The organism is Bacillus sp. EKM420B, from assembly GCF_011065565.1.
GTDB lineage: Bacteria > Bacillota > Bacilli > Bacillales > Bacillaceae > Bacillus > Bacillus velezensis.
On sequence record NZ_JAAMNX010000003.1, the window covers coordinates 386794 to 399470 of the forward strand.

General features: G+C 45.9%; 18 protein-coding genes. 14 read left to right on the forward strand and 4 right to left on the reverse strand.

Translation table 11 applies throughout. From position 1 onward, the window contains the following. Positions 1–13: 13 nt before the first annotated feature. Positions 14–739 carry an RNA polymerase sporulation sigma factor SigK gene (gene sigK, locus G9F48_RS12000; RefSeq protein WP_020956104.1) on the reverse strand — a complete coding sequence of 242 codons (726 nt, stop codon included), beginning with the start codon at positions 737–739 and terminating at the stop codon, positions 14–16. Positions 740–1193: 454 nt separating this feature from the next. Between sigK and G9F48_RS12005 the strand changes: the two genes are divergently transcribed. Next, positions 1194–2450 (forward strand): MFS transporter, encoded by a 1257-nt coding sequence (locus G9F48_RS12005; RefSeq protein WP_165409539.1) that lies wholly within the window; start codon positions 1194–1196, stop codon positions 2448–2450. Between the two features lie 127 nt (positions 2451–2577). Further along, positions 2578–2841, forward strand: coding sequence for a GNAT family N-acetyltransferase (locus G9F48_RS19780; RefSeq protein ID WP_238785819.1), 264 nt, complete (start codon positions 2578–2580; stop codon positions 2839–2841). A 15-nt stretch (positions 2842–2856) separates the two neighbouring features. Here G9F48_RS19780 and G9F48_RS12015 read toward each other — a convergent pair whose 3' ends face one another. Further along, the gene (locus G9F48_RS12015) at positions 2857–3483 is read right to left on the reverse strand and encodes a TVP38/TMEM64 family protein (RefSeq protein WP_165409540.1); all 627 of its coding nucleotides are present in this window, start codon (positions 3481–3483) and stop codon (positions 2857–2859) included. A gap of 233 nt (positions 3484–3716) precedes the next feature. On the opposite strand from G9F48_RS12015, the gene G9F48_RS12020 reads away from it, so the two are divergent. The 3 genes from G9F48_RS12020 (at position 3717) to G9F48_RS19935 (ending at position 5461) form a co-directional block, all read left to right on the forward strand. Beyond that, positions 3717–4451: a polysaccharide deacetylase family protein gene (locus G9F48_RS12020; protein ID WP_013352949.1), complete on the forward strand. Its 735-nt coding sequence runs from the start codon at positions 3717–3719 to the stop codon at positions 4449–4451. 69 nt (positions 4452–4520) lie between these two features. Then, positions 4521–5252 (forward strand): SGNH/GDSL hydrolase family protein, encoded by a 732-nt coding sequence (locus G9F48_RS12025; RefSeq protein ID WP_025649828.1) that lies wholly within the window; start codon positions 4521–4523, stop codon positions 5250–5252. Between the two features lie 74 nt (positions 5253–5326). Then, entirely contained in the window at positions 5327–5461 is a 135-nt protein-coding gene (locus G9F48_RS19935; protein ID WP_003152848.1) for a hypothetical protein, read from the forward strand. A gap of 132 nt (positions 5462–5593) precedes the next feature. On the opposite strand, the gene sda is transcribed toward G9F48_RS19935, so the two are convergent. Further along, the gene (sda, locus tag G9F48_RS12030) at positions 5594–5734 is read right to left on the reverse strand and encodes a sporulation histidine kinase inhibitor Sda (protein WP_003152850.1); all 141 of its coding nucleotides are present in this window, start codon (positions 5732–5734) and stop codon (positions 5594–5596) included. A gap of 357 nt (positions 5735–6091) precedes the next feature. On the opposite strand from sda, the gene G9F48_RS12035 reads away from it, so the two are divergent. The 8 genes from G9F48_RS12035 to G9F48_RS12070 are packed head-to-tail and all read left to right on the forward strand — an operon-like array spanning position 6092 to position 11097. Further along, entirely contained in the window at positions 6092–6610 is a 519-nt protein-coding gene (locus G9F48_RS12035) for a YqeG family HAD IIIA-type phosphatase (RefSeq protein WP_007408254.1), read from the forward strand. Between the two features lie 2 nt (positions 6611–6612). After that, complete coding sequence (gene yqeH / locus G9F48_RS12040; protein ID WP_156735574.1) at positions 6613–7713, forward strand: ribosome biogenesis GTPase YqeH; 1101 nt, start codon at positions 6613–6615, stop codon at positions 7711–7713. A 19-nt stretch (positions 7714–7732) separates the two neighbouring features. Next, positions 7733–8575 carry a shikimate dehydrogenase gene (aroE, locus tag G9F48_RS12045; RefSeq protein ID WP_165409541.1) on the forward strand — a complete coding sequence of 281 codons (843 nt, stop codon included), beginning with the start codon at positions 7733–7735 and terminating at the stop codon, positions 8573–8575. Beyond that, a complete protein-coding gene (gene yhbY / locus G9F48_RS12050; protein WP_003152858.1) occupies positions 8569–8859 on the forward strand; it encodes a ribosome assembly RNA-binding protein YhbY in 291 nt (96 codons plus the stop codon). Before aroE ends, yhbY begins: the two co-directional genes overlap by 7 nt. Before the next feature lie 10 nt (positions 8860–8869). Then, positions 8870–9439: a nicotinate-nucleotide adenylyltransferase gene (locus G9F48_RS12055; protein WP_007408258.1), complete on the forward strand. Its 570-nt coding sequence runs from the start codon at positions 8870–8872 to the stop codon at positions 9437–9439. After that, positions 9429–10010 carry a bis(5'-nucleosyl)-tetraphosphatase (symmetrical) YqeK gene (gene yqeK / locus G9F48_RS12060; protein WP_017418181.1) on the forward strand — a complete coding sequence of 194 codons (582 nt, stop codon included), beginning with the start codon at positions 9429–9431 and terminating at the stop codon, positions 10008–10010. Before G9F48_RS12055 ends, yqeK begins: the two co-directional genes overlap by 11 nt. Further along, positions 10007–10363, forward strand: a complete 357-nt coding sequence (gene rsfS / locus G9F48_RS12065) for a ribosome silencing factor (RefSeq protein ID WP_003152864.1) — start codon at positions 10007–10009, stop codon at positions 10361–10363. Before yqeK ends, rsfS begins: the two co-directional genes overlap by 4 nt. Next, entirely contained in the window at positions 10360–11097 is a 738-nt protein-coding gene (locus G9F48_RS12070; RefSeq protein ID WP_014305450.1) for a class I SAM-dependent DNA methyltransferase, read from the forward strand. The genes rsfS and G9F48_RS12070 overlap by 4 nt, the downstream gene beginning before the upstream one ends. 68 nt (positions 11098–11165) lie before the next feature. Here the strand turns inward: G9F48_RS12070 and comER are convergent, their stop codons facing one another. Beyond that, complete coding sequence (comER, locus tag G9F48_RS12075; protein WP_165409542.1) at positions 11166–11987, reverse strand: late competence protein ComER; 822 nt, start codon at positions 11985–11987, stop codon at positions 11166–11168. A gap of 58 nt (positions 11988–12045) precedes the next feature. On the opposite strand from comER, the gene G9F48_RS12080 reads away from it, so the two are divergent. Further along, positions 12046–12660, forward strand: coding sequence for a helix-hairpin-helix domain-containing protein (locus tag G9F48_RS12080; RefSeq protein WP_165409543.1), 615 nt, complete (start codon positions 12046–12048; stop codon positions 12658–12660). Positions 12661–12677: the final 17 nt, after the last annotated feature.

The following is a 12677-nucleotide window of genomic DNA, read 5'->3' on the forward strand; positions in this document are numbered from 1 at the left end:
TCCGGCTTTTTGCTCACTTTCCCTTCTTCTTCCGCTTCTCCTTTTCCGCCCGGTAAAACTCATGAAACATCTTCATCAATGCGCGTTTTTCAATCCGCGACACATAACTCCTTGAAATGCCGAGCTCCTTTGCGATCTCGCGCTGCGTTTTTTCTTTTTTTAAATCAAGCCCGAAGCGGCCGACGATGACTTCTTTTTCGCGGTCGTCTAAAATATCGATATATTTTTTGACCTTTTCAAGTTCCATGTTGAGCTGAATGGTGTCGATCACATCTTCGCTTTCCGACTTGAGAACATCAATCAGGCTTATTTCATTCCCTTCTTTATCCTGGCCGATCGGGTCATGAAGGGAGACGTCTTTTTTTGTTTTTTTCAATGCGCGCAGATGCATTAAAATCTCATTTTCAATACATCGTGCGGCATATGTGGCAAGCTTCGTGCCTTTTCCGGCTGAGTAGCTTTCAATTCCTTTGATCAGTCCGATTGTACCGATGGAGATCAGATCTTCTGCGTCCTCTCCCGTGTTTTCGAATTTTTTCACAATATGGGCGACTAAACGGAGATTATGTTCGATCAGCATGTTGCGGGCGTGTTCATCGCCTTCAGCCATAAGGTCTAAGTATTTTTTCTCCTCACTATTTGAGAGCGGTTGTGGAAAGGCATTATTTTTCACGTATGATACTAAAAACACGAGTTCTTTCACAATAAACCCGAGCGCTGCAAAAACACCTGTCACCATCCTCACCTCCACAAAGTTATGTAGGCAAAAGCCTATATGTAACTGTATGTGGCAGTCAGGCTGTTTGTGTCTGTACAGGGAAATTAATCAAAGGCAGGTTTTATTTCTTACAGCCTCTTGATTTTTGCTGATTGAGCCTGTATATTGTTAAAAAAAGTAAGGGTGAAAAGAATATAACGAAAAGCGCTGAAGAGACGAGTAGACAGATATCATTCATGACAGAGAGCTCCGGGAGCTGTGAAGGAGTATGAATGGATGTGTTGAAACAAACCTCTTAGCTTCGCATCGGAATCATGAAAAACGAGGATGATGCGGCGGATACTCCTGTTACCGAGTAAGCTTTGTACCCGGCAAGGCCGGCACCAAACCGAATTGAGGTGGCATAGCGGGCTGTTTCCCGTCCTCAAGACTTTATTGTCTTGAGGGCGTTTTTTATTTCTAAGGGAGGGATAAGATGAAAAACCTGAAGTCTTGGCTGTACCCGATGCTTCTGTTAACCGGAATCGGGATAGCAAATATTGGTGAATGGATTTATTTTTTGTCTCTTAATCTTATTGTCTTAAAAGAAACGGGGTCTGCTTTTGCGGTTTCCATCCTTTATTTAATCAGGCCTGCGGCTGTTTTGATGACAAATGGGTGGGCGGGCAGCATCATCGACCGGTGTAACAAACGGAATATGATGATGTCGCTTGATTTCATCCGGGCTGCATTCATTGCCGTTCTGCCGCTGATGTTTACTGTACGGTCTTTATTTTCCATTTATTGTATCGTGTTTTTGATTCAAATGGCCAATGCGATGTTTCGTCCGTGTTCCATGGCGTATGTGACGATGCTTATTCCGGCTGAAAGGAGAAAACGATTCAATTCACTAAGGGCTTTGTCGGAATCAGGGGCTTTTCTCCTCGGGCCGGCTGCGGCCGGGCTGCTTTTTATCGCCGGCACGCCGATTTTTGCAATTTGGGTGAATGCGGGGGCTTTAGTGCTGTCCGGTTTCATCACGATGATGCTGCCGAGCCTTGAAAATGAGCCTCACGTACATTCTCCCAGACAGAAGCTTTCTTTGGCAGTGTGCAAAGAAGATTGGAAGCTCGTCTATCGCTTCAGCCGAACGGCGCGAAACGTCATGATCATTTATTTTTTATTCAGTCTGGTCATGACCGTTATGCCATCCGCGCTTGATTCGCTTGAAGCCGCTTTTGCAAAAGAGGTTCTTCAGCTGACTGATGCCGATTACGGTTTTCTCGTCAGTGTCTCAGGGGCAGGGGTTATTGCGGGGGCGCTTGTCAATGTGTTCTTTAATAAAAAAATGCCGGCTTCTTTATTGATGGGAATGGGCTCTTTATTCACAGCGGTTGGATATATAATTTATGCGTTTTCTGACGTTTTTTGGACAGCTGCTTTCGGATTTTTCCTTCTCGCTTTTTTTCTGGCGTTTGCCAATACAGGCTTTCTGACGTTTTATCAAAAGAATGTTCCGGTGGACATCATGGGGAGAGTGGGGAGCTTTTATTCATTAGTCGAAGCCGTCTTCATTATAGTGGTAACGGCGGTTTTCGGAGCGGCGGCTGTCAGTTCTTCCGTCCGCGGCATCGTCATCGCAGGGGCTGCTGTTATGCTGGCGTTGGCAGCCGTTTTATGCTCGTTCTTATTTGCAGCCTCAAAAAGGAGGACTCCCGATGTATTTCAAGCGGATCAATGTAAACAAACATAAAGAGACGGCCGTTTCATTTCGTGAGGATGAGTATCTCAGGTGGCTGTCATCCCAAATCTAATGCTCACCCGACAATTTTAAGCTGCTTCTTCATAACGGGCAGCCGATCGGACAGCTTGAAGCTTCCATCAAATTTTACCGCAGCCAAAAAATCGGTTATGTGCACCTTTACTATATGACTGAGCAGCAGAGGGGAAGAGGGTGCGGAACAAAACTGCATCAATACGCGAATCAGTTTTTCAGAGCGAACGGTGTTTCGGAATATCACCTGAGAGTTTCGCCGGGCAATGAAGCGGCTCTGTCATTTTACAGAAAGAAAAACATGGAAGTGATCGGTTCAGAATGTAACGGAAAAGTTCTCAGAATGAGAGGAGCCGTACCGCCGCAATAGGGGGCGGTACGCGTTTCATTTTCTCGTTGTTTTTAAAAGACCGGGAAACTTCTTATAAATGACCGCCATTAAGACGAGCATATACATTCCGTAAATCCCGAAAGACAGCAGTTTGTTGCTTGTAAATGAAGCGCCTGCGACGGTCACGATCGCAATGTTCGGAATTTTGCCGAGCACCGACGCAGAAAAAAAGATCGGCCATCGTATGTTACTCAGCCCGCAGACGGTATTCATGGCAAGCGACGGTATAATCGGAATCAGCCGCCCGAAAAGCACCGCCGTAAACGCGTGCTGATGAAATGAATCTTCATATTGAGCCGCGGCCGGGTAAGCCGCCAGCTTTTTTCTGGCCCAGTCTCTGAATCCGTACCGGACGAGAAAAAACAATGCCATTGTTCCGAGCATCGCGCCTGACAATGTAATCCACACTCCGTTTACAATCCCGAAAACCGCTCCGTTTAAGGCTGCGATAATGGCGAATGGAACGATCGGAAAAAATACGTCAGCTGCGACCAGAAGGATACTCATAAGCACGGCGTACATGCCGCCCGCGCGAATCATGCTGAGCCAGACGTCTTTTTGCATAAAGCCGATCATCACGACAGCAATGATGACGGCAAGACTGAATCCCTTTTTTATCATCTGTACGTTCACCTCTTTTCAATTAGTATACAGCACAAATCTATCTCCTTCTATTAAAATAAGCTGTCCGATAAGCGTACTTGTTTATCAGCATTTGCCGTTTGATGAGAAACGGCTGCACCCGGATTTGGACAAAAACAAGCGGGAAGCGGGGATGTACATCATTTGATGCAGAGAATGATTTTTTATAAAAGGGGACACGTTAACAGTAGTGTTTACTGGAGGTGTAAACGTTGAGATGCTTTCATCTGATCATCATGATATGCGTCCTCACGAGTCTCACTGCCGTGTCCGCCGATGCGAAATCTTTAAAAAGAAGTGACATGGAGAAGACGGGAAACGTGTACTGGGATATAAGGTCTGAAAAAAAGAAGCTATCTTTAACCTTCGATGACGGCCCCCATCCTGTCTATACGGAGGCTGTGTTAGACGTGCTGAAACAGCACAATGTTAAAGCAACCTTTTTTTGTATCGGGAGCCGTATAGACAAATACCCCATAACGGCAAAACGCATCGTTGAAGAAGGACATGAAATCGGCAACCATACGATGAACCATGTTTATTTTCACCGTTTAAAACGCAAAGACATTTTACAAGAGCTTCACAGCTCCGCGCATCATATCAGATCGCTGCAGCCGGAAGGGGACAAGTTATTCCGCCCGCCGGGAGGGTCGTTGAATCAGACGGCTTTCAAAAGCATCTTAAAAGAGGGCTATCATATCATCATGTGGTCATGGAACCAAGATCCGAGGGACTGGAAAAGGCCCGGAAAAGGAAAAATCGTCAGGCACGTTGTTTCACATGCCAGAGATGGAGATATCGTTCTTCTGCATGACGGCGGAGGAAACCGGCGCCAGACGGTGGAGGCTTTGAAAGAAATCATTCCCCAGCTGAAAAAGCAGGGCTACACGTTTGTTAAGGTTTCGGATTTGATCGGACAGGATTCCGGTCCTTTTCATATCCAGTAAAGAGAGCGCCGCGTTGAAAGCCGCCAAAGAGATGTGTACCATAGGAGGTAAGGTTTGGAGGGAGAGAAAATGAAGTTTGCTGTTCTTTTTATTACGATAACCTGTCTGTTATCAGGATGCGCTGCGGGCAAAGAGAAAAGTGTTGTCGCGTTCGGCGACAGCAATACGCGCGGTTCCAACTGGGATTATCGTGATTATCCGAAGGCGCAGCAGTGGGTAAACATTTTAAAAACAGCGGAACGCGGCCGTCTTACGGTTATAAATGCGGGAATAGGCGGCCAGACGACTGAGGATGCGCGCCTGCGCTTTCAAAGCGATGTGCTTGAGCGTAAGCCCCAATATTTATTTATCATGTTCGGAACAAATGATGCGGGCATTTTGACGGGAGATCAGCCGCGAGTATCAAAGAAACGGTTTAAAGAAAACCTGACTTATTTCATAAACGAAAGCAGAAATCACGGCATAAAGCCGATTTTAATGACGTGCATCCCGGTTATAGAAGGAAACGGAACGCATCATCTCTATTACTATTCGAGATATAAAGCCTCAGCCTTTAAAGAAAAAGGCGGCGCGAGAAAATGGCATAATTCCTATAACGGCGTTACGAGGCAGGTTGCAGCTGAGTTGAAAGTGCCGCTGGTGGATAACTGGAAACACTTTATACGCGCGGACGGCGGCAAAGATACAGACCGGGCGCTGATCCAATCCGGACTGATAGATCCCTCCGGAAATCATATGACGCCAAAAGGCGCCAGAATCTTAATTGAAGGCATAAAAAATGGGCGGGTTTTGGAACGCTGACGCCGTCAGCTGCCTAAACCGTTTTGCTTCTGCTTCATAGGCTGTAGAAAAAACATCTTTTGGAGGCGATTGCTATGAACCGCGGTTTCCCTCCGCAATATCCTGTATGCCCGCCTCCTCGGGTGAATGCGGGGTACTGGTACGCATTTTTTGTTGTGCTGCTCGTCGTCATTCTCGTCCTGGGCGGTCTGTATTGGTTCAATATATAGCAGCCGTCCTCTTAAACACCTCTATTTTAGGGGTGTTTTTTGTTGAAAGTGGTAGTAATGCGCATAACCGAAGTGATATAATATCAGTCATCTGAGTAAAAAAAGGAAATTCGCCCGGGAATTTTTTTCTGTTTAAGAAGAAACGGAAATAATGTGTCCGAGCGATCTTCTTTTGATTTCGTTTTCAATTAACTCGATAAATTCACGGCTCAAATTCATTTCATTGGCTTTGAAATAAGATTCTATTAGTAATTCATCAGAAAGCTTTCTCATGCCGGGGACCCAATTAATGGGAGTGGCACCTCCTTACAATTGTAATCAATCATCAGACGCAAGCATATGATGGAAGGTTGCGTTTCAATCATGGTGAGGTTATCTTTAATCTACCATGAAATACAAATAAGAACAATCGTTCTGTTATCCACACTCGTAAGTGGATAACTTGTTAGTATCTTGTTTATAATCTGGATAAATCCGGATGTAATAAGAGTGGATAATGTGTGTAATTTTATCCACAACTGGTGAAGAAACCCAATTTTTGTCGAAATTTTTTTACTGAGTCCGACTTTGTTTTTAAATCTGACAGGTTTCGACATATAGATGATAGAAAGAAAAGGAAGGGTGCGGGTTTTGTTAAAAAAGTTTTTTTTACCTGACGAATTTGTGAAAAATATATTTCATATCACACCGGAAAAGCTCAAGGAACGCAATGTGAAAGGGATTATTACAGACCTTGACAACACGCTTGTGGAGTGGGACAGACCGAGTGCGACACCTCGATTAATCGAGTGGTTTGAAGAAATGAAGGAGCACGGCATTAAAGTCACGATCGTCTCCAATAATAATGAACGAAGAGTGAAATTATTCTCGGAGCCGCTTGGCATACCGTTTATTTATAAGGCAAGAAAACCGATGGGGCGCGCCTTTAAAAGAGCTGTCAGCAGCATGGATCTGAAAAAAGAAGACTGTGTGGTCATCGGCGATCAGCTGCTTACTGATGTTCTCGGCGGAAACAGAAACGGGTATCATACGATCCTCGTCGTGCCTGTCGCTTCCTCTGACGGAGTCATGACGCGCTTTAACCGCCGGATTGAACGGAGAATATTGAGTTCTTTGAAACGTAAAGGCCATATTCAGTGGGAGGATTAGGAATGGAAAAGGTTGTTTGCATCGGCTGCGGAGTAACGATCCAGACCGAGGATAAACAAGGTCTCGGATACGCGCCAAAGGCATCGCTCACAAAAGAGAATGTCATCTGCCAGCGCTGCTTCAGACTGAAAAATTACAATGAAATTCAAGATGTTTCATTAACGGATGATGACTTTTTAAATATTTTGCACACAATCGGCGATACTGACTCTCTTATTGTCAAAGTCGTTGATATTTTTGATTTTAACGGAAGCTGGATAAACGGGCTGAACCGCTTTGTCGGCGGTAATCCGATCATTCTTGTCGGTAATAAGGCCGATATCCTGCCGAAATCCGTAAAACGGGAACGGCTCGTCCAATGGATGAAACGCGAAGCGAAAGAATACGGCTTAAAACCCCTTGATGTCTATTTAATCAGCGCTTCCCGCGGACAAGGGATGAAGGAAGTCATTGACGCCATTGAACATTACCGCGAAGGGCGCGATGTGTATGTGGTGGGCTGTACCAATGTCGGTAAATCCACATTTATCAACCGGATTATTAAAGAGGTCTCAGGGGAAGAGAATATTATTACCACCTCTCAATTTCCGGGCACGACGCTTGATGCGATTGAAATCCCGCTTGATGACGGATCTGCGCTTTATGATACGCCGGGAATCATTAACCATCACCAGATGGCGCATTACGTGGACAAGCGTGACTTAAAGGTGCTGACACCGAAAAAAGAACTGAAGCCGCGCACTTTTCAGCTGAATGAAAAACAAACGCTTTATTTCGGCGGGCTTGCCCGGTTTGACTATGTATCAGGCGATAAAACGGCGTTTGTATGCTATATGCCGAATGAATTGATGATTCACAGAACAAAGCTTGAAAATGCTGATGCCTTATACGAAAAGCATGCGGGAGAACTGCTTACCCCGCCCGGAAAAGATCATTTGGATGAATTTCCGGAGCTCACGGCCCACACGTTTACGATTAAAGAAGGAAAGACGGATATCGTTTTTTCCGGACTCGGCTGGGTCACGGTGCAGCAAGCAGATAAAAAAATAACGGCATACGCTCCGAAAGGCGTACACGTATTTGTCCGCCGTTCATTAATATAGAGAGAAGGGGAGAGGGAGCATGAAACAATTGTACGGAGTAATCGGAAATCCGATCGGGCATTCAATGTCACCCGATATTCATAACGCGGCTTTGCAAGATAAGAACATCAACGGGCAGTATTTTGCGTTTCAGGTGGAACCTCATTATCTCAAGGACGCCGTTAACGGAATCAAGGCGCTTGGCATCTGCGGAGTGAACGTCACAGTCCCGCATAAAGTCGCGATCCTGGAGCATCTGGATGAAATACATGAAAGCGCGAAAGTACTCGGGGCCGTAAATACCGTCAAAAGAGAGGGAGACAGGCTCATCGGGTATAATACTGACGGAGATGGGTTTTATAAATCCTTAGTCAAAGTATTGGACAAGCCGATATCAGAGCTCTCCATCCTCATGATTGGGGCGGGAGGAGCGGCAAGAGCTATTTTTACGACGATCGTCCGCAGAGAGCCGAAACAATTTGACGTTTGCAACCGCACGCCGGAAAAAGCAGAAAGTCTTATTTCTGCCGCTCCCTCTTTTCAGCAGAAACGCGCCCTTACTTTAAAAGAAGCTGAAAATCAGCTTGAACAATATGACGTCATTATTCATACAACATCTGTCGGCATGTATCCGAAAACGGATGCAGTGCCGCTCTCATTGGAACGGGCCAAAACGGGCGCCATCGTTTGTGATATCGTATACAACCCGATTCAAACGGCGTTCTTAAAAGAAGCTGAAAAAAGAGGTTTAACAACCCTTGACGGTGTCGGCATGTTTGTGGAACAGGCTGCACTGTCTTTCAAGCTGTGGACGGAACAAGAGCCTGACAGCAGCTTAATGAGAGCAATTGTTGAAGGAAAACTAGGAGGAACACAATGTTAACAGGAAAACAAAAACGGTTTTTGCGTTCAAAAGCGCATCATTTAACGCCTATTTTTCAAGTGGGAAAAGGCGGAGTCAACGAAAACATGGTGAAACAGATTGCCGAGGCTTTAGAAGCAAGAGAGCTGATTAAAGTCAGTGTGCTTCAAAACTGCGAAGACGATAAAAACGATGTCGCAGAAGCGCTTGTGAAAGGCAGCCGCTCACAATTGGTGCAGACGATCGGAAATACGATCGTATTGTATAAGGAATCAAAGGAAAATAAACAAATCGAGCTTCCGTAAGGTGGTTGACATGAAGAAAATCGGAATATTCGGGGGCACATTTGACCCTCCGCACAACGGACATCTTCTGATGGCTAATGAAGTCCTTCATCAGGCGGAGCTCGATGAGATTTGGTTTATGCCCAATAAAATCCCGCCGCATAAGCAGAATGAAGACTTTACAGACAGCCGGCACCGGGTGGAGATGCTGAAGCTTGCCATCAGCTCTAATTCCGGCTTTAAGCTTGAGCTTGCGGAAATGGACCGGAAAGGCCCTTCTTATACCTATGATACCGTCCGTTTACTGAAGGAGCGGCACCCGAACGACAAGCTTTTCTTTATTATCGGGGCGGATATGATTGAATATCTGCCGAAATGGTACAAACTGGACGAACTGCTCACGCTCATTCAATTTATCGGAGTGCGGCGCCCGGGGTATCATATTGAGACCCCGTACCCGCTGCTTTTTGCCGACGTTCCGGAATTTGACGTTTCGTCAACGATGCTGAGAGAACGTCTCAAAGCAAAAAAGCCGACGCAATACTTAATGCCGGATAAAGTGAGGCAGTATATAGAGGAGAATGATTTATATGAATCGTGAGGAAGCACTTGCCTGCGTCAAAGAACAGCTGACCGAGCATCGCTACATCCACACAATCGGCGTGACAGATACGGCGGTTATTCTCGCAGGCCGGTTCGGAGCAGATCCGAAAAAAGCGGAAATGGCTGCTATTTTTCATGATTATGCGAAATTCCGGCCGAAAGAAGAAATGAAGCAGATCATCGTGCGGGAAAAAATGCCGGCTGAGCTCTTGGATTACAATGCCGAGCTGTGGCATGCCCCTGTGGGAGCGTATTTGGCTGAGAAAGAAGCGGGGATCACTGATCCCGAGATCTTGGATGCAATCCGCTATCACACGTCAGGGCGTCCCGGAATGACCCTTTTAGACAAAGTCATCTACGTTGCGGATTACATTGAACCCGGCCGCCACTTTCCCGGAGTGGAAGAGGTGCGCCGTCTGGCGGAAACAGATCTGAACGAAGCGCTCATACAAGCGATGAAAAATACAATGATATTTCTGATGAACAAAAACCAGCCGGTCTTTCCGGAGACGTTTGCAACCTATAACTGGCTGGTGTCTCAAAAACGACAGGAGGAATATGGAAAATGAATCAAGCTTCCGTATTAAAAATCGCGGCAAAAGCATGCGACGATAAACGTGCAGAAGATATTTTAGCGCTGGACATGGAAGGAATCTCACTTGTAGCGGATTACTTTTTAATCTGCCACGGGAATTCTGATAAACAGGTTCAGGCAATTGCGCGCGAAATTAAAGATCAGGCAGAAGAAAACGGCATTGATGTCAAAAAGATGGAAGGGTTTGATGAGGCCCGCTGGGTTTTAGTTGATCTCGGCGACGTCATTGTCCACGTTTTCCATAAAGATGAAAGAAGCTACTATAATCTTGAAAAGCTATGGGGCGACGCGCCGCTCGCAGAGCTTGAACTCGGCTTGAACTCATGATTTACCAAGGCTTCGCCGGTGTATATGACGAGTTAATGTCCCATGCGCCGTATGATGAATGGGCGGGCTGGATCGAAGCGTCTCTTCCGGAAAAGGGAAGGGTGCTTGATCTTGCCTGCGGAACCGGAGAAATATCCATCAGGCTTGCTGAAAAAGGCTGCGAAGTCACGGGGATTGATTTGAGTGAAGATATGCTGAGCTGTGCCCAGCAGAAAAAAACAGGAAAGCCGATTCTTTTTCTCCAGCAGGATATGAGAGAGCTTTCCGGTTTTGAAGAACAGTTTGATGCCGTAGTCATCTGCTGTGATTCCCTAAATTACTTAAAAACGAAAAATGATGTCTTAAGCACCTTCAAAAGTGTTTTTCAAGTTTTGAAGGAGGGCGGCCTGCTTCTGTTTGACGTCCATTCCCCGTATAAAATGACGGAGCTTTTTCCGGACAGCACCCATGCGGATCAGGATGAGCAGATCAGCTATATCTGGCAAAGCTTTGCCGGCGATGAAGAGCTTTCTGTCATCCATGATATGTCCTTTTTCGTATGGAACGGACAATCTTATGACCGCTATGACGAGACGCATGAGCAAAAAACATTTTACATTGAAGAATATAAACAAATGCTTGCAGAGACCGGATTTGAATTGAAGAAAGTGACGGCTGATTTTACAGACCGGCCTCCTTCAACAGAGTCTGAACGTCTTTTCTTTACGGCAGGCAAACCAAAAACCATCGTTTAAACGGAACGATGGTTTTTAAAATGCATTTTTTGCGATTGGCGCGATAAAGCTCTTTATGGCATACTCAGTTACACGTGAAATTGCTTCTTCACTAACAATATATCTTCATCGTATTTGTCATGTGTACGCTGAAAGACACGATTGAACATATCCTGAACACCGCTTTCGAGAGCCTTCAGTCCTTCTCCGGTGACGCCGCCTTTTACGCATACTTTTTCCTGCAAGGCGGGAAGCGTGTAATGCCCCGTTTCAAGAAGCTTTCCGAGACCGACAAGCATTTCTGTCGACATAATCACGGCTTCTTCTTTGGTGATGTCCGTTTCTTCCACTGCCGCGTCAATAAAGCGCTGAACGAGATAACTCATAAAAGCGGGCCCGCAGCTGACAATGTCTGACGCCGCTCTTGTAATGCTGCTGCTGATTTCCACAGGTTTTGAAATATGAGTGAACAGTGTTTGAATATCTGCTTTTGCTGCCTCGCTGCAGCTTTTGCCGAACGTAACAAGCGAGACGCCGGCCAAGGCGCGGTTCGTAATGCTCGGAATGACGCGGGCCGTCTGACACGGAACCGTATGTTCAATCTGATCCGTCTGAACGGGGCTGGTAATGGAGATTAAAATGTGATCTTTCCGTAAATGCGGTGTGAGTTTTTTCAGCAAAGGATATATATCCAGCGGTTTTACACAAATGAATATTATTTCATTATCCTGTACGAGCTTTTCCTGATCCTCAGTGACATGGATGCCGCTGAAACGTTCTTTTAGTTTTAATGCTTTTTCGATTGTTCTGTTTGTGATGGTGATATGTGAGGGATCGGCAGCGTTTGATTCGATAAACGATTCAATCAGGATCGTTCCCATGTTTCCGGTGCCGATAAAGCCTATTTTCAATGAGTTCCCCTCCTTTTTCCCTTAATCCTCTAAACCTTATGCGGGGAGGCAATGCAATATGACGAAAGCGATGATGACGGAGCGGCTGCGGCGGAACCTGAAAATTCTGGGCGCTTGTCTTGCGGCAGGGGCGGTTTTTATCTGCATTTGGCTGTTTCGTCCTGAAAAGGAAGAGCCGGTCAAACAGCAGTCCGTGCTCGGCCAAACAGCCTCAGCATCCGTCGCGGACAAAAAAGACACCGCAGACGACAAGATTATGATTGATGTGAAAGGCGCGGTCCGAAATCCCGGCGTGTATGAAATGAAAGCGGGAGACAGAGTGACGCAAGCCATTGAAAAAGCCGGCGGTCTGAAGAAAAAGGCGGATGAATTGAATGTTAATTTAGCAGAGCAACTGCAGGACGGGACGATTGTTTATATTCCGAGTGAAGGCGAAGAAGAGAATCACCCGAAAACAGCAGCGGGTGAAAAGGAGAATGCAGCTGTCAATATCAATACGGCATCTTTGGACGAACTTCAGGCGATTTCCGGGGTGGGGCAGAAAAAAGCGGAAGCCATTATCGCCTACCGAGAAGAAAACGGACGGTTTCAGACTGCTGAAGATTTGATGAATGTATCAGGCTTTGGAGAAAAGTCATTTGAGCGGATAAAAACTTCCATTACGGTAAAGTGAATTGACGGTTCTGCTTA